At 56.1% G+C, this 16,839-nt stretch carries 14 protein-coding genes; 10 read left to right on the top strand and 4 right to left on the bottom strand.

What is annotated here, in order from left to right; genetic code table 11:
- Window positions 1-479 precede the first annotated feature (479 nt).
- The 9 genes from ABJ076_RS12000 to ABJ076_RS11960 all read left to right on the top strand — a co-directional run bounded on the left by ABJ076_RS12000 (window position 480) and on the right by ABJ076_RS11960 (window position 10,937).
- Complete coding sequence (locus ABJ076_RS12000) at window positions 480-4,166, top strand: vitamin B12-dependent ribonucleotide reductase (RefSeq protein ID WP_348187405.1); 3,687 nt, start codon at window positions 480-482, stop codon at window positions 4,164-4,166.
- A gap of 155 nt (window positions 4,167-4,321) precedes the next feature.
- Entirely contained in the window at window positions 4,322-6,019 is a 1,698-nt protein-coding gene (locus ABJ076_RS11995) for a methyl-accepting chemotaxis protein (RefSeq protein ID WP_348187407.1), read from the top strand.
- Window positions 6,020-6,265: 246 nt separating this feature from the next.
- A complete protein-coding gene (locus ABJ076_RS11990) occupies window positions 6,266-6,442 on the top strand; it encodes a hypothetical protein (protein ID WP_348187409.1) in 177 nt (58 codons plus the stop codon).
- A gap of 3 nt (window positions 6,443-6,445) precedes the next feature.
- Window positions 6,446-6,937: a hypothetical protein gene (locus ABJ076_RS11985; RefSeq protein WP_348187411.1), complete on the top strand. Its 492-nt coding sequence runs from the start codon at window positions 6,446-6,448 to the stop codon at window positions 6,935-6,937.
- 547 nt (window positions 6,938-7,484) lie between these two features.
- Complete coding sequence (locus ABJ076_RS11980; protein WP_348187413.1) at window positions 7,485-7,952, top strand: RidA family protein; 468 nt, start codon at window positions 7,485-7,487, stop codon at window positions 7,950-7,952.
- A 74-nt stretch (window positions 7,953-8,026) separates the two neighbouring features.
- Entirely contained in the window at window positions 8,027-9,199 is a 1,173-nt protein-coding gene (locus tag ABJ076_RS11975; protein ID WP_348187415.1) for a GNAT family N-acetyltransferase, read from the top strand.
- Between the two features lie 140 nt (window positions 9,200-9,339).
- Entirely contained in the window at window positions 9,340-9,528 is a 189-nt protein-coding gene (locus tag ABJ076_RS11970) for a hypothetical protein (protein ID WP_348187417.1), read from the top strand.
- 258 nt (window positions 9,529-9,786) lie between these two features.
- The gene (locus ABJ076_RS11965; RefSeq protein ID WP_348187419.1) at window positions 9,787-10,593 is read left to right on the top strand and encodes an MFS transporter; all 807 of its coding nucleotides are present in this window, start codon (window positions 9,787-9,789) and stop codon (window positions 10,591-10,593) included.
- A gap of 29 nt (window positions 10,594-10,622) precedes the next feature.
- On the top strand, window positions 10,623-10,937 hold the full coding sequence (locus ABJ076_RS11960; RefSeq protein ID WP_348187421.1) for a hypothetical protein: 315 nt from the start codon (window positions 10,623-10,625) through the stop codon (window positions 10,935-10,937).
- A gap of 146 nt (window positions 10,938-11,083) precedes the next feature.
- Here ABJ076_RS11960 and clpA read toward each other — a convergent pair whose 3' ends face one another.
- The 3 genes from clpA to ABJ076_RS11945 all read right to left on the bottom strand — a co-directional run bounded on the left by clpA (window position 11,084) and on the right by ABJ076_RS11945 (window position 14,583).
- Window positions 11,084-13,399, bottom strand: a complete 2,316-nt coding sequence (clpA, locus tag ABJ076_RS11955; protein ID WP_348187423.1) for an ATP-dependent Clp protease ATP-binding subunit ClpA — start codon at window positions 13,397-13,399, stop codon at window positions 11,084-11,086.
- 6 nt (window positions 13,400-13,405) lie between these two features.
- Window positions 13,406-13,732 (bottom strand): ATP-dependent Clp protease adapter ClpS, encoded by a 327-nt coding sequence (clpS, locus tag ABJ076_RS11950; RefSeq protein WP_348187425.1) that lies wholly within the window; start codon window positions 13,730-13,732, stop codon window positions 13,406-13,408.
- A gap of 320 nt (window positions 13,733-14,052) precedes the next feature.
- Window positions 14,053-14,583 carry a phasin family protein gene (locus ABJ076_RS11945; protein ID WP_348187427.1) on the bottom strand — a complete coding sequence of 177 codons (531 nt, stop codon included), beginning with the start codon at window positions 14,581-14,583 and terminating at the stop codon, window positions 14,053-14,055.
- Window positions 14,584-14,959: 376 nt separating this feature from the next.
- Here ABJ076_RS11945 and ABJ076_RS11940 point away from each other — a divergent pair, with 376 nt between their 5' ends.
- Entirely contained in the window at window positions 14,960-16,201 is a 1,242-nt protein-coding gene (locus ABJ076_RS11940) for a D-alanyl-D-alanine carboxypeptidase (protein ID WP_348187429.1), read from the top strand.
- Window positions 16,202-16,270: 69 nt separating this feature from the next.
- Here the strand turns inward: ABJ076_RS11940 and ABJ076_RS11935 are convergent, their stop codons facing one another.
- Entirely contained in the window at window positions 16,271-16,747 is a 477-nt protein-coding gene (locus tag ABJ076_RS11935) for a DUF2867 domain-containing protein (RefSeq protein WP_348187431.1), read from the bottom strand.
- Window positions 16,748-16,839 lie beyond the last annotated feature (92 nt).

Genomic DNA, 16,839 nt, shown 5'->3' with positions numbered 1-16,839 from the left:
TTCTTTGCACCTGAAATACCCCGGACCACCCCGCCACGGCGCAAAAACCACAATATGTAGGCTTTATGACATTTCAGCGCACAAAATGTGTTGATTCGGAAAACCGAAAACGGCATTATTCTGGGCGATGGCTTGGCACGGGCCTTCTAAAGAAAAATTCAGACTTGGTCATTTATTCAAGTGTTCGGATCGGCGATTGCAAGATGCAAGCCGGAGCGACTAACCCTGCCTTTAATTCACTCAATATAATTGGTGAATTTACTCTTATTTTACTTCCAATTTACTTCAACACTCACAGCGGATCGTCAAATTTCGCAGAAATCTGCGGACAATGATCCGGCATTCATTTTTTCCATCCTTCCGGTTCATTTATCATTGCCTCCAGGAACCCAAATCCAGTATCGTCTCAACCTTCGGCCACAAGATCTTGTGGCGTCAGCGTCAAAGCCACTGATTGAACGGAACGGGGGGTTCCAAGTATGAGAATCGAACGCCGGTTTACGGACTCTAAAAAGGGTCCTTACGCAGGTATTGAATTCCGGAAAACCAGCAGCGAAATCCGTAATCCGGATGGATCTGTTGTTTTCAAGAATGCAGATATTGAAGTCCCGGCCGATTGGTCGCAGGTGGCTTGCGACATCCTCGCACAGAAATATTTCCGCAAGGCGGGCATCCCGGCACGCCTGAAGCCGTTCGAAGAGAACGACGTTCCTTCATGGCTGTGGCGCATGACCCCGGACAAGGACGCCATCGCGGCCCTGCCGGAAGATGAGCGCACGGTCGGCGAAAGCAGCGCCAAGCAGGTTTTCAATCGGCTGGCCGGCACCTGGACATACTGGGGCTGGAAAGGCGGCTATTTCGACGCCGAGGCTGATGCCAAGACCTATTATGAAGAAATGTGCCATATGCTTTGCCGGCAGATGGCTGCCCCGAACTCCCCCCAATGGTTCAACACCGGCCTGCACTGGGCTTATGGCGTCGACGGCCCCGCACAGGGCCACCATTACGTCGACTACAAGACCGGCAAGCTGACGCGCTCCAAGTCGGCCTACGAGCACCCCCAGCCGCATGCCTGCTTTATCCAGGGCGTCAGCGACGATCTGGTGAATGACGGCGGCATCATGGACCTCTGGGTCCGCGAAGCGCGCCTGTTCAAATACGGCTCCGGCACCGGCTCCAATTTCTCCCGCCTGCGCGGCGAAGGCGAGTCCCTCTCCGGCGGCGGCAAATCATCCGGCCTCATGAGCTTCCTGAAGATCGGCGACCGGGCTGCCGGCGCCATCAAGTCCGGCGGCACGACCCGCCGGGCAGCGAAAATGGTCACCGTCGACATCGACCATCCGGACATCGAGAAATATATCGACTGGAAGGTGCAGGAAGAGCAAAAGGTCGCGTCCTTGGTCGCCGGCTCCAAGCTGTCCCAGAAGCATCTTAAAGAAGTCATGGCCGCTTGCCGTGACGCAGAAGGCGTCGAGGGCGCTGCCCGCTTCGACCCGAAGCAGAACCGTGCCCTGAAAAAAGCCATTATTGCCGGCCGCAAGGCAATGATTCCGGAAAACTATATCCAGCGTGTCATCCAGTTCGCCGAACAGGGTTTCACAGAGATCGATTTCCCAACTTACGACACCGACTGGGACAGCGAAGCCTATCTCACCGTCTCCGGCCAGAATTCGAACAACTCTATCCGGGTCAGCAATGATTTCCTGGAAGCGGTTGCAGAAGGCAAGAACTGGGACCTGATCCGTCGTACCGACGGCAAGGCTGCCAAATCAGTCAATGCCGCCGAACTGTGGGACAAAGTCTCCAACGCGGCCTGGGCATGCGCCGATCCGGGCATCCAGTACGACACCACGATCAACGAATGGCACACCTGCCCGGCCTCGGGACGGATCAACGCATCCAACCCGTGTTCCGAGTACATGTTCCTCGACGACACTGCCTGCAACCTCGCATCGATGAACCTGATGCAGTTCCGGCATGAGGATGGCAGCTTCGACATCGAAGCGTTCGAACACGCCACCCGGATCTGGACCATTACGCTGGAAGTCTCCGTGCTGATGGCGCAGTTCCCATCGAAGGAAATCGCCAGACTGTCATACGACTTCCGTACTCTCGGCCTCGGCTTCGCCAATATTGGCGGCCTGCTGATGGCCAGCGGCTTTTCCTACGACAGCGATGAAGGCCGCGAGCTTTGCGGCGGCATCAGCGCCCTGATGACCGGCATAGCCTACAAGACCTCTGCTGAAATGGCGGGCGAGCTGGGCACGTTCCCGGAACACAAGCCGAACGCCGAACACATGCTGCGTGTCATCCGCAACCATCGCCGCGCGGCCTATGGCGAGGATGAAGGTTACGAAGAACTCGCAATCAAGCCAGTGCCGCTGAACGCCCAGAACAGCCCGAACAGGGATCTGAACGCGGCCGCGATCGCTGCTTGGGATGCAGCCCTCGAACTTGGCGAAAAGAACGGATATCGCAATGCCCAGACGACGGTAATCGCCCCCACCGGCACCATCGGCCTGGTCATGGATTGCGATACCACCGGCATCGAGCCGGACTTCGCCCTGGTGAAGTTCAAGAAGCTGGCCGGCGGCGGCTACTTCAAGATCATCAATCGGATCGTGCCGGAAGCCCTCAGCAATCTCGGCTATTCGGACGCGCAGATCGAAGAGGTCATCCGCTATGCTGTCGGCCACGGCACGCTCGAGGGCGCGACGGGCATCAACCCGGAAAGCCTGAAGGCAAAAGGCTTCGGCGATGCCCAGGTGAAAGTGATTCAGGATGCGGTTGCCAGCGCCTTCGACATCAAGTTCGCCTTTAATAAGTGGACCCTAGGCGAGGATTTCTGCCGCGACACGCTCGGCTTCACCGACGCGCAGCTGAACGATCTCTCCTTCGACATGCTGCTGTCTCTCGGCTTCACCAAGAAGCAAGTCGAGGAAGCCAACACCTATGTCTGCGGTGCGATGACGCTGGAAGGCGCGCCTTACCTGAAGGACGAGCATCTGCCGGTGTTCGATTGCGCCAACCCGTGCGGCCGGATCGGCAAGCGGTTCCTCTCCACCGAGAGCCACATCCGCATGATGGCGGCCTCCCAGCCGTTCATCACAGGCGCGATATCCAAGACCATCAACATGCCGAACGCGGCGACAGTCCAGGATTGCTCTGACGCCTATATTCTCTCCTGGAAGCTCGGCATCAAGGCTAATGCCCTCTATCGCGACGGCTCCAAATTGAGCCAGCCGCTCTCCTCTTCCCTCGTTGACGATGAGGACGAGGACGAGATGGAGGATCTGATGGAAGCGCCGATCGCCGCCAAGGCACCGGTCGTCGCGGAACGGATCGTCGAACGCATCATCGAACGAGCCGCTGAGCGTCAGCGCCTGCCGCATCGCCGCAAGGGCTACACCCAGAAAGCCAATGTCGGCGGCCACAAAGTGTATCTCCGGACCGGCGAGTACGAAGAAGGCAAGCTTGGCGAGATCTTCATCGACATGCACAAGGAAGGCGCTGCTTTCCGGTCGCTGATGAACAACTTCGCCATCGCCGTTTCCATCGGCCTGCAATACGGCGTGCCGCTCGAGGAATATGTCGACGCTTTCACCTTCACGCGGTTTGAGCCGCAAGGCATGGTGACAGGCAACGATGCCATCAAAATGGCGACCTCGATCCTCGACTACATTTTCCGGGAGCTGGCGATTTCCTACCTGGACCGGCACGATCTCAGCCATGTCGACACTAGCGACCTGATGCCGGATGCAATGGGCGGCGGCGACGACGAAAACGCCGTCGACAAAGCCAAGGCCCAGCTCATGGAGCAGGTCGGCACAATCACCAGCCGCGGTTATGTCCGCAAGAACCTGGTGGTGCTGCAGGGTGGTCAGTCGAACCAGATGAAGGCCACCGGAACGGACAATGTCCAGCCAGTCATGGCGACGGCAGCCACACACGCGGCAACTGTGACGACAACGGTGCAGAAGAGCGCATCGGTCACCGTCTCCGAAAGCGTGATGGACGCAGCCGACGAAAAGCTGAACCGGATCCGCGAAGCCCGTATCAAGGGTTATGAAGGCGAAAGCTGCGGCGAATGCGGGAACTTCACCCTGGTCCGCAACGGCACCTGCATGAAGTGCGATACGTGCGGCAGCACATCCGGCTGCAGCTAACCATCTACCATCATGGAATACAACAAGGCCGTCGCAGGACTCTGCGGCGGCCTTTTTCTTAAGCGCAGCATCACGTATCAATATTGTTAGTGGTCTTTTAACCCTATTGGCTCATAAAAGGTCGCTTTGAAGCCACTACCTCCGGAGCCTTCCCTATGGGACTGGATCGCCTCTCTTTCGCGCAGAAAATCGCCCTGATCATTCTGCTCGCTGCCATTGCATTCATCATACAAATCACAACCAAAATTTTGCTTGAGCGCAAGCAGCTCTACAAAGACAGGGTTCGTGAAATTCAATCCGTGGTAGAGACAAGTGTTTCCCTGGCACTGTCCTATGAAGAGCGGGTCAAAAAAGGGGAGCTGACGAGAGAAGAGGCCAGGGCAGCATGGGAACAAGCCGCTTTCGATACCCGTTTCCGGGAAGTTGAATACCTGTTTGCCCAGACGATGACGGGTGTCACTGTCCTGAATGGCGGGACACCGTCGCTTAAAGGCAGAGATCTGATCGGCATTACTGACACGAACGGTGTCAAGTTCATGCAGGAAATGATCAAGATCGTCGAGAAGGACCCTAAAGGCGGTCCGGTTGAGTACTTATGGCCAAAAGCCGGATCCGGAACCGACGTTCCCCAACCGAAACTGACTTATGTGGCCTTGATCGAACCTTGGGATATCCTCGTCGGTACAGGAATCTATATCGACGACATTGACGCCTCCCTGTTCGAATACGCGATGCGTTCTGGTGGTTTCTCCGCGGCCTTCCTGTTGATCATGGTAGCAGCCGGAGTCGCCATCGCGCGCAGCATGACACGGCCAATGGATTCCCTGCGCAATGCGATGTCCCAGCTCGCGGCAAACAATGTCGCGACCGTGGTGCCAGGAATAGACCGGCGGGACGAGATCGGATCCATGGCGAAAGCCGTTCAGGTCTTCAAGGAAAATGCTGAACGTGTTTCGATCCTAGAAGAGGACCGGGCGCAGGACGCCGCGAAAGCGCAAGCTGAACGGCAACAATTCCTGCAGGAGATCACCAGAAATATGGAAAGCTCCATCGGCCGGGTCACAGGTGAGGTCGAAACCTCAGCGAATTCCGCACAGAATTCCGCAAACGATATGCAGCACAACGCGGCTGAAACCGCCGAGAGTGCCCGTGAAGCAAATCATGCGGCACACGAAGCTTCAGAAAGCCTTCAAAGCGTTGCCGCCGCGACAGAGCAGCTTACGAACTCGATCGCTGAAATCGGCCGGCAAGCGGACCAGTCCGCATCCATATCAAGATCGGCTGCGACTGAAGCCGAAGACGCCAATGCCAAGGTGACGAGCCTTCAAAGCTCCGCCGAGCGGATTGGCGAAGTTGTCAGCCTGATCAACGATATTGCCGAGCAGACAAATCTCCTCGCCCTCAACGCGACCATCGAGGCGGCGCGGGCTGGAGAAGCTGGCAAAGGTTTTGCCGTGGTTGCGAGCGAAGTGAAATCTCTGGCCAATCAGACCGGAAGCGCAACACAAGAGATTGCCGGGCAGGTTTCGGCCATTCAGCAGGCGACCAAGGATGCTGCCGACGTGATCGGCGCAATCGTCGGGACGATCCAGAATATTGACGAGACGACGTCCGCAATTGCTGCTGCCGTTGAGGAACAGGCATCCGCAACGCGCGATATCTCCAACAATGTCGAGCAGGTCTCCCGTGCGACAGATACCGTTACAAGCAATATTGGGCGGGTAAGTTCTGCCGGCGAACGCTCAGATGATACGGCGCGCGATCTGTCGAACGTGACTGAAAATCTCAGCCAGCAAGTGCGCGGACTCCGTCAGGAAATCGACACCTTCGTCAAAAAATTGAGCGAAAACTGACCTAAAACGGCCCGGCTGGTGGTCTCCGCAGCCGGGCCATTCTGTCTCCGGACATCGACCACGCCTTGCCATAAAATACCAAAGCCCTTTTAAAGGACCGACCTCGATAATCTCACGGACGGTCCGGACCTCCCACCCCAGCAGCCTATGGCTCCGGGTTGCAAGCAACGCTCCCTAAGCCGGGCCCACCTCGATGCTCCAGCGCTCCTCGAGTATCTCGGACGGCTGCGACAAGAGGTTGACGCCATGCTTGCCCCCCAATTCCCCGAGTTCAGTGGGAAACTTTATCCGCTGGGCCCTTGCCGGGAAATTCGGGACGCGGTCTATGACCGGCTGGTCGCCGACATTCATCAGCCGCGATGCCCTACATCCCTTGCGCTCCTCAAATTCATTCGTGCCGGCGGCATTGGCCGCAAGATCTAGGACGTGCTGCGGGAGAGCTATTTTCAGAATGCGATGCAGTTCGGCACATACTATGTCGATGTCGCCAACGACACCGTCAATCCGGCGAAGCCACAGATCGAAATCCTGCCGCTCAAGAAGTCTGGCATGGTGCCGGTCTACGATTTTTTCCATTTTCCCCGGATCGTCGACACATACTGGAATCGTGAAATCTACGCGAATACTGAGTTTCCAGGCATTGCCGCCATTTTCCCCATCATTTGCGTCAATCGCGTTGGCGTTGGGATATCTCTCGCCCCAGCGTCGGACCAGATGACTACCATGACAAGGCTTCGCAAATTTCAGCCATCACTCGATTTTCTGAAATCTGCCCCGCCACCTCCGGAAGCGGTGCCGCATGAATTGGCAAGGCGGCGTGAGGCCAGCACACACGAGCTGATGAAGATTGTTGGTGACCCGGTTGCCGCAGTAGAGCGCGCCATCGGAGATCAGGGCTACGAACGCGACACGTATTAGGCGTCATGCGTTTCCGCATTCAAGGAATTCGCCGCACTCCCGAAAAACCGGGGGACCCCGCGCTCTGAGAACGACATCCAGGCTGGGTCAAAGACTCGATAAGAATAACCCTAATACGCAGGAGGCTACCCTGGTAACCAGTGATTAGCTCAGGTTCATTTTAAATATTCAAAGAAATTACCCGCAAAAATAGTTATTGCGGTTCAGCATGCCTTAAACTACTATATATAGAGTTTCGGAGCTGAATCTGGAATAGCTCCACCCCTGGTAGCGGACCCGTGAGGGCATAGCTTCAGTCCTCTAGGTTCAGAGTTCCATCGTCAGCCAAACGATGGAAAACCGGGGAGCGGTACTCTCCCATCCCCGCTCCCCGATTACCCTGTGAAGCTCCAAAGGACGAAGCCTCTATCGTCCGATACTGGGTGCGTCATTTTTTGACGCACCCCTCTTTTTGGAAAAAGTAGCGGCCTCCGGTGTGACTGTCTATGCTCTGCGCGGTCCTTCAGGACAATTCGCAAGAACATTCCAAGAGACTAAGGAGTCTGCCATGGCCGGCGCAATTGACGCACGCCTTTCCGAACTCGGTATCGACCTTCCCAACGCCGCCGCGCCTGCGGCTAACTATGTGCCATACATGATTTCCGGGAAGACCCTTTATATTTCAGGACAGGTCCCGTTCTGGAATGGAGAGCTGAAGGGCGTCGGCAAAGTTGGCAAAGACATGACCGCCGAAGACGCACAGAAGATTGCCCGAATCTGTGCTCTTAACATTATTGCCCAGGCCAGCGCGGCGTGCGGCGGCGACCTCGACAAGGTCGCACGGATCGTGAAACTTGGCGGCTTCGTCAATGCCACGGACGACTTCACGCAGCACCCGATGGTGGTGAATGGCGCTTCCGACCTCATGGTCGAAGTATTCGGCGAAAAGGGTAAGCACGCCCGTTTTGCCGTTGGTGCAGGCTCCCTGCCCCTCGGCGTCGCGGTCGAGGTTGACGCGGTCATCGAGCTCGCTTGAGGAACCGGTTGCAGTTGACTGATCGTTGCGGCGCACAATCTTCCAAGAGCAACATCAGCGGAAGGTGAGAGCCGGTGCCCGACGGTGAAAACAATACGGAGGCGCGGGCGGCCATCTCGGTCGTCCGCTCCATTCACGAGATTGATCCGGCCGATTGGGATGCCTGCGCCGGTGCGTCTAATCCTTTTCTCAGCCACGCCTTCCTGTCCGCGCTGGAAGATAGCGGCTCGGTAAAGGCCGAGACCGGCTGGCTGCCACAGCATCTGGTCTATGCTGACGATGAGGACCGGATCGCCGGTATCGTTCCCCTCTACCTGAAGGGCCACTCCCAGGGCGAATATGTGTTCGACTGGGGTTGGGCGGACGCCTATGAGCGCGCTGGCGGCGAGTATTACCCAAAACTGCTCTCCGCAGTACCCTTTACCCCTGTGACTGGCCCCCGCCTGCTCTGCCACCCAGATGTGGATGCCGAAGCGGTCGGCAACATATTGATTAGCGGCCTGATTGAGATAACCAAGCGCTTCGGGGTCTCCTCCCTGCATCTGAACTTCTTGCCTGAAGCACAATGGAACGCCCTTGGTGAGGCCGATTTCCTCAAGCGGGTCGGCCTGCAATTTCACTGGCATAACGACGGATACCAAACGTTCGGCGACTTCCTTGACGCGCTCTCTTCCCGCAAGCGCAAAGCGATCCGAAAAGAACGAAAGGCGGCGGCGGAATCCGGTCTTACAATCCGACAGCTGACAGGTACCGACATAGAGACCCGCCACTGGGATTCCTTCTATCGCTTCTATACCGATACTAGCGACCGGAAGTGGGGGTCGGCCTATTTGACACGCTCTTTCTTCGATTTGCTCGGCGAGCGCATGGCGGACCGGGTGCTTCTCGTGATCGCAGAGATGGATGGAACGCCCGTTGCCGGGGCTCTCAACCTGATTGGTGACGATACGCTCTATGGCCGCAACTGGGGCTGCATTGCCGACTTCAAGTTCTTACATTTCGAGCTTTGCTATTATCAGGCCATCGATTTTGCCATCGCACGCAGCCTGAAGTGGGTCGAAGCCGGTGCGCAGGGACAGCACAAGATCCAGCGTGGCTACATGCCCCGCTATACCCGGAGCTGCCATCTCATCCCTTCCCGCTCCTTCAACGATGCTGTAGGGGATTTCTTGCGACGGGAGACGGAACAGATGGCCTATGAGAAAGAAGCCCTCGAAAATCAGTCCCCTTTCCGATCTGAGGGTTGATCTCAATGCATGGCTGATCTTCGCTATTTGTGCACCGCAAAACCGGTGAATAGGTCAATATACCTCTTAGAAAATGAGCTGCCTGGCCAGCCATCTGGCGCCGTCAGCTTTATCAAGATCAAGATATTGGGAGATAGATCATGAGTGATCGTTTTTGCCTCACACTTCTCGAAGCCGCCGAAATGAACGGTTTCACAACTTCTGAAATGCTGATTCTCGTTGATCGCCATACAGACATTGCCGCGAACGCCAATGGCGCCTGGCGGATCGACCCCGACGCCCTCAAGGCTGTCGTTGAAGGCTCGGCAAACTATCTGAAGGCTGCCTAAACCGCAGCGGAAGACAGATCAAATCATTGAAAGGCCCGCGCTCCACGCGGGCTTTTTTATATGGAAAATTGCCTGGCGCGGCGGCAATTGCCACGCCGAGAATGAATGAGAGCTTCGACGCCTATTGGAGCCGTTCAGTTACAATGGTCTGTTCTCGGAAGATGCACCTCTTCCGCATCGGGATATCCTTGCAGCACGAAGCGTGGTTGCCGTCTGAGGGATCGTCAAGGTCTGCCTGGGTTCCCCAACGGAGCCGAAATGACAACTGAAAAACAACGCCGTTTGGTGGCTTGGACACTGGCGTTAGGCATGTTCATCATTGGCACGACATCGCTGAGCATCCTTGGTGTCGGGCCCGCCTTGACCAGAGACCTTGAAATTGCCCCCGGAGCGGCGGGCTGGCTCGTGACCGCCTTCGCAGCAACTTTTGCCATCGCTGCACCGGCTGCACAGTTCACACTGAGACGAAAACTGACACCTTGTACTCTCATCGTCAGTGGAACCGTCATTCTCGTTGCGTCTCTCATCTGGACAGCGGTGGCTACAGAGTTCCTAAGTCTTCTCATTGCGCGGATATTGTCCGCTTTAGGAGGGGCACTTATCGCACCGACAAGCTCAGCTCTTGCAATTGCCTGCGTCCCGGATGAGCGCCGAGGCGCCACTCTCGCAACTGTTTTTGCCGGCTTCACATTAGCCACGGTGGGAGGTGTTCCGATTGTCACATGGCTGACACTGCTGCTGGACTGGCGTGGTGCGATGGCCGCAATCGCTTGTGCTGCCGTTCTTTTTCTAGTGCTTGCGGTGGTGTTTCTACTGAAAGAAAACAACACCACACCCATCTCCGAACCTGGAAAGAGCCAAGGCGTCAGTTTTTGGAAGCCGACAATTATCCTATTGGCAACGATAGGGATGCTTGCGGCGCAGTTCACGATTTATGCCCTGATGGGCGAGCTTCTGGGTCAGAAATTCAGTGTGAGCAATGAAGATCTGCCCATTGCGATCCTGCTCTTTGGCGTCTTTGGCGTCGCCGGAAACGCTGCTGCGGGTTTTTGTCGGATCGCGTAGGAGCGAGTTCTCTTATCTGGGCGAGCATTGTGAGCCTTGCGGCATTGCTGATCGCTATGAATGCAGAACTCGGTGCGGTGATGGGAGCTTTGATACTCGCCGGTTGCGCTTTCGCCGGAACTCTTTTTGCCACCCCTCAGCAAAGCCGGCTGGTTGGACTAGTGTCAAAAGATCAGCACGCGTTAGTCCTGGCGGGTAACTCATCAGCAAGCTATTTGGGCATTGCCCTGGGATCAGGATTCGCAAGCTTGTTGGCGATCAGCGTAGGCTTGGACTTCCTGCCCTTCGCTGCGTTGGGAGTTCTCGCATTGACGGCGCTACTTAACTTCCTAACGCGCACCTAAGGGGATAAATCACCGCAAATAGCGGTCCTTCAGGTCGCGAATTATATACGAGACTGACAGGCCGCGCTGGTTCAGACAGCGCGGCCTTGTATTTCCTATTGTGATACCGGACCCTCCAACATAAACGGGACGGTCTCAGGACAGTGTCAGTTAACCAGTTCCGGTTTTTTCTTCGCACCCTTCGGGCCGCCGCTTGAGCTGTCACCGCCATCGTCTGGATAGGAGAAGGTCAGGCCATCATCCTTCAGCTCGACCTGCACCAGGCCGCCCTTGACCAGCTTGCCGAAGAGCAGTTCCTCCGCCAAAGGCTTCTTGACGTGCTCCTGAATGATCCGACTGAGCGGACGGGCACCATAGAGACGGTCATAGCCCTTCTCGCCGAGCCAGTTGCGAGCCGCCTCACTGAGCTCGATGGTGACGCCACGATCAGAGAGCTGCACCTCAAGCTGCATGATGAACTTCTCGACCACACGGGCGATGATTTCCGGCGTCAGGTTGCTGAACGGAATGATGGCATCCAGACGGTTCCGGAACTCCGGGGTGAACATTCGGTTGATCGCCTCGGAATCGTCGCCTTCACGTTCCGTACGCATGAAACCGACAGCTTCCTTCGCCAGATCGGATGCACCGGCATTAGTCGTCATGATCAGGATGACGTTCCGGAAGTCGACGTTCTTGCCATTGTGATCCGTCAGCTTGCCGTGATCCATGACTTGCAACAGCACGTTGAACAGATCCGGGTGCGCCTTCTCGATTTCGTCCAGCAACAGAACACAATGCGGGTTCTGATCAATGGCGTCCGTCAACAGGCCACCCTGATCGAAGCCGACATAGCCCGGAGGTGCGCCGATCAGACGGGAGATGCTGTGACGTTCCATATATTCCGACATATCAAAGCGCGTAAGCTCGATACCCAACGCATTCGCCAGCTGGCGCGCCACCTCGGTCTTGCCGACACCGGTCGGACCGGAGAAGAGATAATTGCCGATCGGCTTCTCGGGCTCGCGCAGCCCAGCTCGTGAGAGCTTGATCGCGGTTGCCAGCGAGCCGATCGCGTCGTCCTGACCGAAGACCACGGTCTTTAGATCTCGTTCCAGGTTCTTCAGCACGGTTCTGTCGTCGGTCGACACGCTCTTCGGAGGTATCCGGGCGATCTTCGCAACGATTTCCTCGACTTCCTTCACCCCGATGGTCTTCCGGCGCTTGGATGGTGCCACCAGCATCTGTGCCGCGCCGACCTCGTCGATCACGTCAATCGCCTTGTCGGGCAATTTTCTGTCGCCGATATATTTCGCCGAGAGTTCCACAGCCGTCTTTAGCGCCTCTGCTGTGAAGCGCACCTTGTGGTGCTCTTCATAATAAGGTTTCAGACCCTTCAGGATCTTGATGCTGTCTTCGATGGACGGCTCTTTCACGTCGATTTTCTGGAAACGGCGGACCAACGCACGGTCTTTTTCGAAATGAGTCCGGAATTCCTTGTAGGTGGTCGAACCAATGCAGCGTAAGGCGCCGGACTGAAGCGCGGGCTTCAGCAGATTCGACGCATCCATAGCTCCGCCGGAAGTAGCCCCGGCACCGATCACCGTGTGAATCTCATCAATGAACAGGACGGCGTCCGGATTGCGCTCAAGTTCCGAGACAACGGCCTTCAGCCGCTCCTCGAAATCGCCGCGATAGCGGGTACCTGCAAGCAGTGATCCCATGTCGAGCGAGAAAATCTGGGCGTCCTGCAGAACTTCAGGAACCTGGCCATCAACGATGCGGCGCGCCAGACCTTCGGCGATAGCAGTCTTGCCAACGCCAGGGTCACCGACATAGAGCGGGTTGTTCTTGGTCCGGCGGCAAAGGATCTGGATCGTGCGTTCGACCTCGAACTCGCGGCCGATCAGCGGATCAATCTTGCCGGCGATCGCCTTCTGATTCAGATCAACACAATAGGCATCCAGCGCCTCGTTGCCGCTCTTATTCACGGTATCCTGCTTGGCGTCTTCATCGGCGCCGTCGACCCGTGGGGCTTCCGTCTGGCCATGAACCTTGGCGATACCGTGGGAAATGTAGTTCACCGCATCGAAGCGGGACATCTCCTGCTCCTGCAGGAAATAAACTGCATGGCTCTCGCGCTCGGAGAACAGGGCGACCAGGACATTCGCGCCCGTCACCTCTGCCCGGCCGGATGATTGCACATGGATCACAGCCCGCTGCACGACCCGTTGGAAGCCGGCGGTCGGTTTGGCTTCCTCTTCCTGACCACCGATCAGGTTCATCAGATCATTGTCGATATATCCGGCAAGATCACCGCGCAACCGCTCGACATCCACATCGCAGGCGCGCATCACCGCAATGGCATCCTGATCGGTCGTCAATGCATAAAGCAGGTGCTCGAGCGTTGCATACTCGTGGCTTCGCTCGTTCGCGAGATCGAGTGCTCTATGCAGACTTTCCTCTAGGTTTTTCGACAACATTTGTGCTCAAGCCTTTTCAAGAGTGCATTGCAATGGGTGCTGGTGCTGACGGGCAAAATCCATTACCTGCGTTACTTTTGTTTCAGCGACTTCGTAGGTATATACACCACAGATACCGACACCGCGCTGGTGGACATGCATCATGATCGTCGTCGCTTCATCCCTATTCTTGGAGAAAAATCTTTCCAGAACGTGAACGACGAACTCCATCGGCGTATAATCGTCATTCAGCATGATGACTTTATACATCGCCGGCTTCTTGGTTTTCGGGCGGGCCTTGATAACAACGCCCGTGTTGGTGCCGTCACCGATCTTGTCGTCGTCTTTACTCATTTCCAGAACCGTAACTCTCCCGCGCCGCACCGGGCCGGTCTTCATATGCTGCACAATCTGAATTAAGTCGTCTCGAGCCGGAAAAAAGCCCTAGCGGAAATTCCCGCCTGACCTCTTGCCCGATGCGAATAGGGTGACAGACATTTCGTGTCGAGCACAAGCCGTTGCAAGGTTAAATCCGTCAGACGCCTCATGATTTTCGGACTGCAAAATCACCCTGCTAAAGAAAATCCGGGTTCGGAAGTGGCTTCGGATCGACAAAATACAAAAAGCCCGGCTGTTGCAGCCGGGCTTTCGTTCGTCATATGTGAGACAACCAGTTAGGCGGCGGCCTGCTTGGTAATTTTCTCAAAGGTACCGGTCAGGCTTTCCTGGATCGGCTTGATCGCTTCATTGACCGTCTTGACGGACATCTCGGAAATCTTGGTGATTTCCCCGACGGCCTTGTCATAGCTTTTCTTGGTCATGTCGGTCTGCAGTTCCATCAGATCATTGACGGTCTTGCAGCTCATCACGGTCTTTCCTGTTTCGACGGAGACCTCAACGCTTTCCTGACCGAAGGCATAGAGCTCTTTGCCGATGGCCTCAAAGCCCTTGGACCAGGTGTTCATCGCCGTGACATAGGCGTCGTAGTTAGCCTTGCCCAGCGACGTGTATTCGTCATAGCCGCCATAGAGAGCCTTCTGGGCCTTCTCCGCATGATCTTTCATGAGCTCGACCGCCTGGCCGTAGCTCTTCTCGGCAACTTCCTGAGTCGCCTTCACAGCGGCTTCAACAGTTTCCTTACCAACTGCGACCGCGTCTTCGACCTGGCCGGCAGCAGCGGTAGAGGTGGTTTTCTTCGCAACCATAATAACTCTCCTTGCGCATTTGTTGTCAAAATCCGGGGACTTAGCCCGGCGGGCCGCAGGCATGTCCCTCGGACACGCACATTCACAGGATATGTCCGGGCTCATGCTGCATTGCAACATATACGGTAAGATAGGAATTACAGGAAAAAGGTCAAGTGTATTTTTTGTGCGCTGCAGCATAATTGATTGAAAGAGGCAATCGACTCGTGTGCCAACCTCTGATCAATTCCACAACCACCCTCAAAATTGACGGCATGTTTAATTTTGTTTCAATCGGTTATGGACAAGAGCTAAGCTCTTACATAAGATTTCGATGATTTTTGGTACGATGTACCCGTATTGCATTTCTGGCAGGACGGACGAATGGGGGGGGCACATGGCGGACTGCGTGACACGGCGAGCCTTCATGGTTTTCTGCGCCCTCGCGGTTGGGCTGATGCTCTGGTTGTCGGCTGGAGGCGCGGAAGCACGCTATGCCTCTTTCGTCATGGACGCGGAGACACTGGACGTCCTCTACGCGAAGAACGCCGACACCAAAAACTACCCCGCATCACTCACCAAAATCATGACCCTCTACATGGTTTTCGATGCCTTGGATAAAGGCAAGGTTACGCTGAAGACCCGGATGAAGGTTTCCAAGCGTGCCGCAGGGCAACCGCAAACCAACATTGGTTTGCGTAAAGGTGATCAAATAACCGTCAAAGACGCTATCCTCGCCCTGGTCACCCGCTCTGCGAATGATGTCGCCACCGTTGTTGGTGAGCATCTGGCACGAAGTGAAGTCAATTTCGCTGTCGCGATGACCAAGAAAGCACGCACACTTGGCATGACCAAGACCAGCTTCCGGAACGCTTCGGGCCTCCCGAACCGACGGCAGAAAAGCACAGCCCGAGACATGGCCAAGCTCGGTCTCCGAATCCAGCGCGATTTCCCGCAGTATTACCACTATTTCCGAACAAAGAAGTTCACTTACAAGGGCCGTACCTACGGCAATCACAACAACCTTCTCGGCCGCTATTCCGGAACCGATGGCATCAAGACGGGCTACACCCGTGCATCCGGTTTCAATCTGGTATCCTCCGTGCACCAGGGCGACAGACATCTGATCGCCGTGGTGTTTGGTGGCCGGACCGCAAAATCCCGCGACCGACACATGATCTCACTCCTCAATCGTGGCTTTAAAAAGGCGGAACTTATCGCCCGCAACCGGACACCAGCTCCTATCCCGATGGCACGGCCAACCTTCGATGAAAACGGTATAGTTCAGCTCGCATCCGCTCAATCGACTATTACCGATGCCACCTTGCAAACTGAAACGGTTCTTGGCGGATCGGATCGCGGCTGGGGTATTCAGGTGGGTGCCTATTCAAGCAAGGGGCCAGCTGAAGCGATGATCGATACAGCCCGCAAGCACCTGAAGCTAATCTTGAAGGGTTCAACCGACTCCGTCGAGCGCGTGACCCGCGAGCACGGCACCGTCTATCGCTCCCGCGTCACTGGCCTGAGTGAGGCCGGTGCCCGTAACGCCTGCGCCTTGCTGGCCCGAAAACATGTGCCTTGTGTTCCCGTTCCTGGTAACGACGGCCTCGAAGTCGCCACGATCCCTGCCGCCGACTAAGGCGCATCGATTTTCTCACCTCGATAATCCGCAGCAACTTTCCTGCGAGCAGGTCAAATGCCAAATGCCTTACCGAAGGGCGGCGTCTGATACCGCAACCCGAGCCAAGGCATTCCGTACGACAAGGATATGAAATGGCAGGATTGTCGCCAAATAAAGCCAGCCTCCGAGATTATGTGGGTGCACCCAGGTAGCCAATGACACCCTGCCTCCGTCGCTGAAGACCGAAACACGAAAATCAAGATGGCGATCGTTGAAACCGGCGATCAATTCCGTCCCGGTTTCCTGCTCCACCGGGAAAACTCCTACCTTGTCAGCTGCGGCCGGGCCATCTGCCGACAGACCAAACGGTGAGGTCAAAACATTGCGTAAACGCAGCAATGCTCGGGCCCACCCTGGAAAGTCGACAATAATCTCCGCCGCCCGCCTAGGCGTCATCTCCGAAGCGACTGAAAAACAATCCAGGAAATCGGATGGCGCAATACGCTCACGCAGAATGCTTTCGACCGGTAACTCGGAAGCAATAACTTTCGATGCCCCACTCATCTCGTGACGGCCCCGCAAACAACTGAAATTGGTTTCATTGCATCGACCTCCGATGCCTTTACAAGATCTGGCGCCGCTGCATCTCTGCTCCC

The sequence above is a fragment of the Nisaea sp. genome (assembly GCF_039990255.1).
In the GTDB taxonomy this organism is placed as follows: Bacteria; Pseudomonadota; Alphaproteobacteria; order Thalassobaculales; family Thalassobaculaceae; genus Nisaea.
The sequence above is the reverse complement of the archived record's forward strand: the minus strand, read 5'-3'. Positions and strand labels throughout refer to the sequence as shown.

Excerpts from the sequence above, each read along its gene's own strand:
- clpA (WP_348187423.1), bottom strand. The coding sequence starts at position 13,399 with ATGTTGTCGAAAAACCTAGAGGAAAGTCTGCATAGAGCACTCGATCTC.
- ABJ076_RS11945 (WP_348187427.1), bottom strand. The coding sequence starts at position 14,583 with ATGGTTGCGAAGAAAACCACCTCTACCGCTGCTGCCGGCCAGGTCGAA.
- ABJ076_RS11990 (WP_348187409.1), top strand. The coding sequence starts at position 6,266 with ATGCTTGCCCCCCAATTCCCCGAGTTCAGTGGGAAACTTTATCCGCTG.
- ABJ076_RS11995 (WP_348187407.1), top strand. The coding sequence starts at position 4,322 with ATGGGACTGGATCGCCTCTCTTTCGCGCAGAAAATCGCCCTGATCATT.
- ABJ076_RS11965 (WP_348187419.1), top strand. The coding sequence starts at position 9,787 with ATGACAACTGAAAAACAACGCCGTTTGGTGGCTTGGACACTGGCGTTA.
- ABJ076_RS11970 (WP_348187417.1), top strand. The coding sequence starts at position 9,340 with ATGAGTGATCGTTTTTGCCTCACACTTCTCGAAGCCGCCGAAATGAAC.
- ABJ076_RS11940 (WP_348187429.1), top strand. The coding sequence starts at position 14,960 with ATGGCGGACTGCGTGACACGGCGAGCCTTCATGGTTTTCTGCGCCCTC.
- ABJ076_RS12000 (WP_348187405.1), top strand. The coding sequence starts at position 480 with ATGAGAATCGAACGCCGGTTTACGGACTCTAAAAAGGGTCCTTACGCA.
- clpS (WP_348187425.1), bottom strand. The coding sequence starts at position 13,732 with ATGAGTAAAGACGACGACAAGATCGGTGACGGCACCAACACGGGCGTT.
- ABJ076_RS11980 (WP_348187413.1), top strand. The coding sequence starts at position 7,485 with ATGGCCGGCGCAATTGACGCACGCCTTTCCGAACTCGGTATCGACCTT.
- ABJ076_RS11935 (WP_348187431.1), bottom strand. The coding sequence starts at position 16,747 with ATGAGTGGGGCATCGAAAGTTATTGCTTCCGAGTTACCGGTCGAAAGC.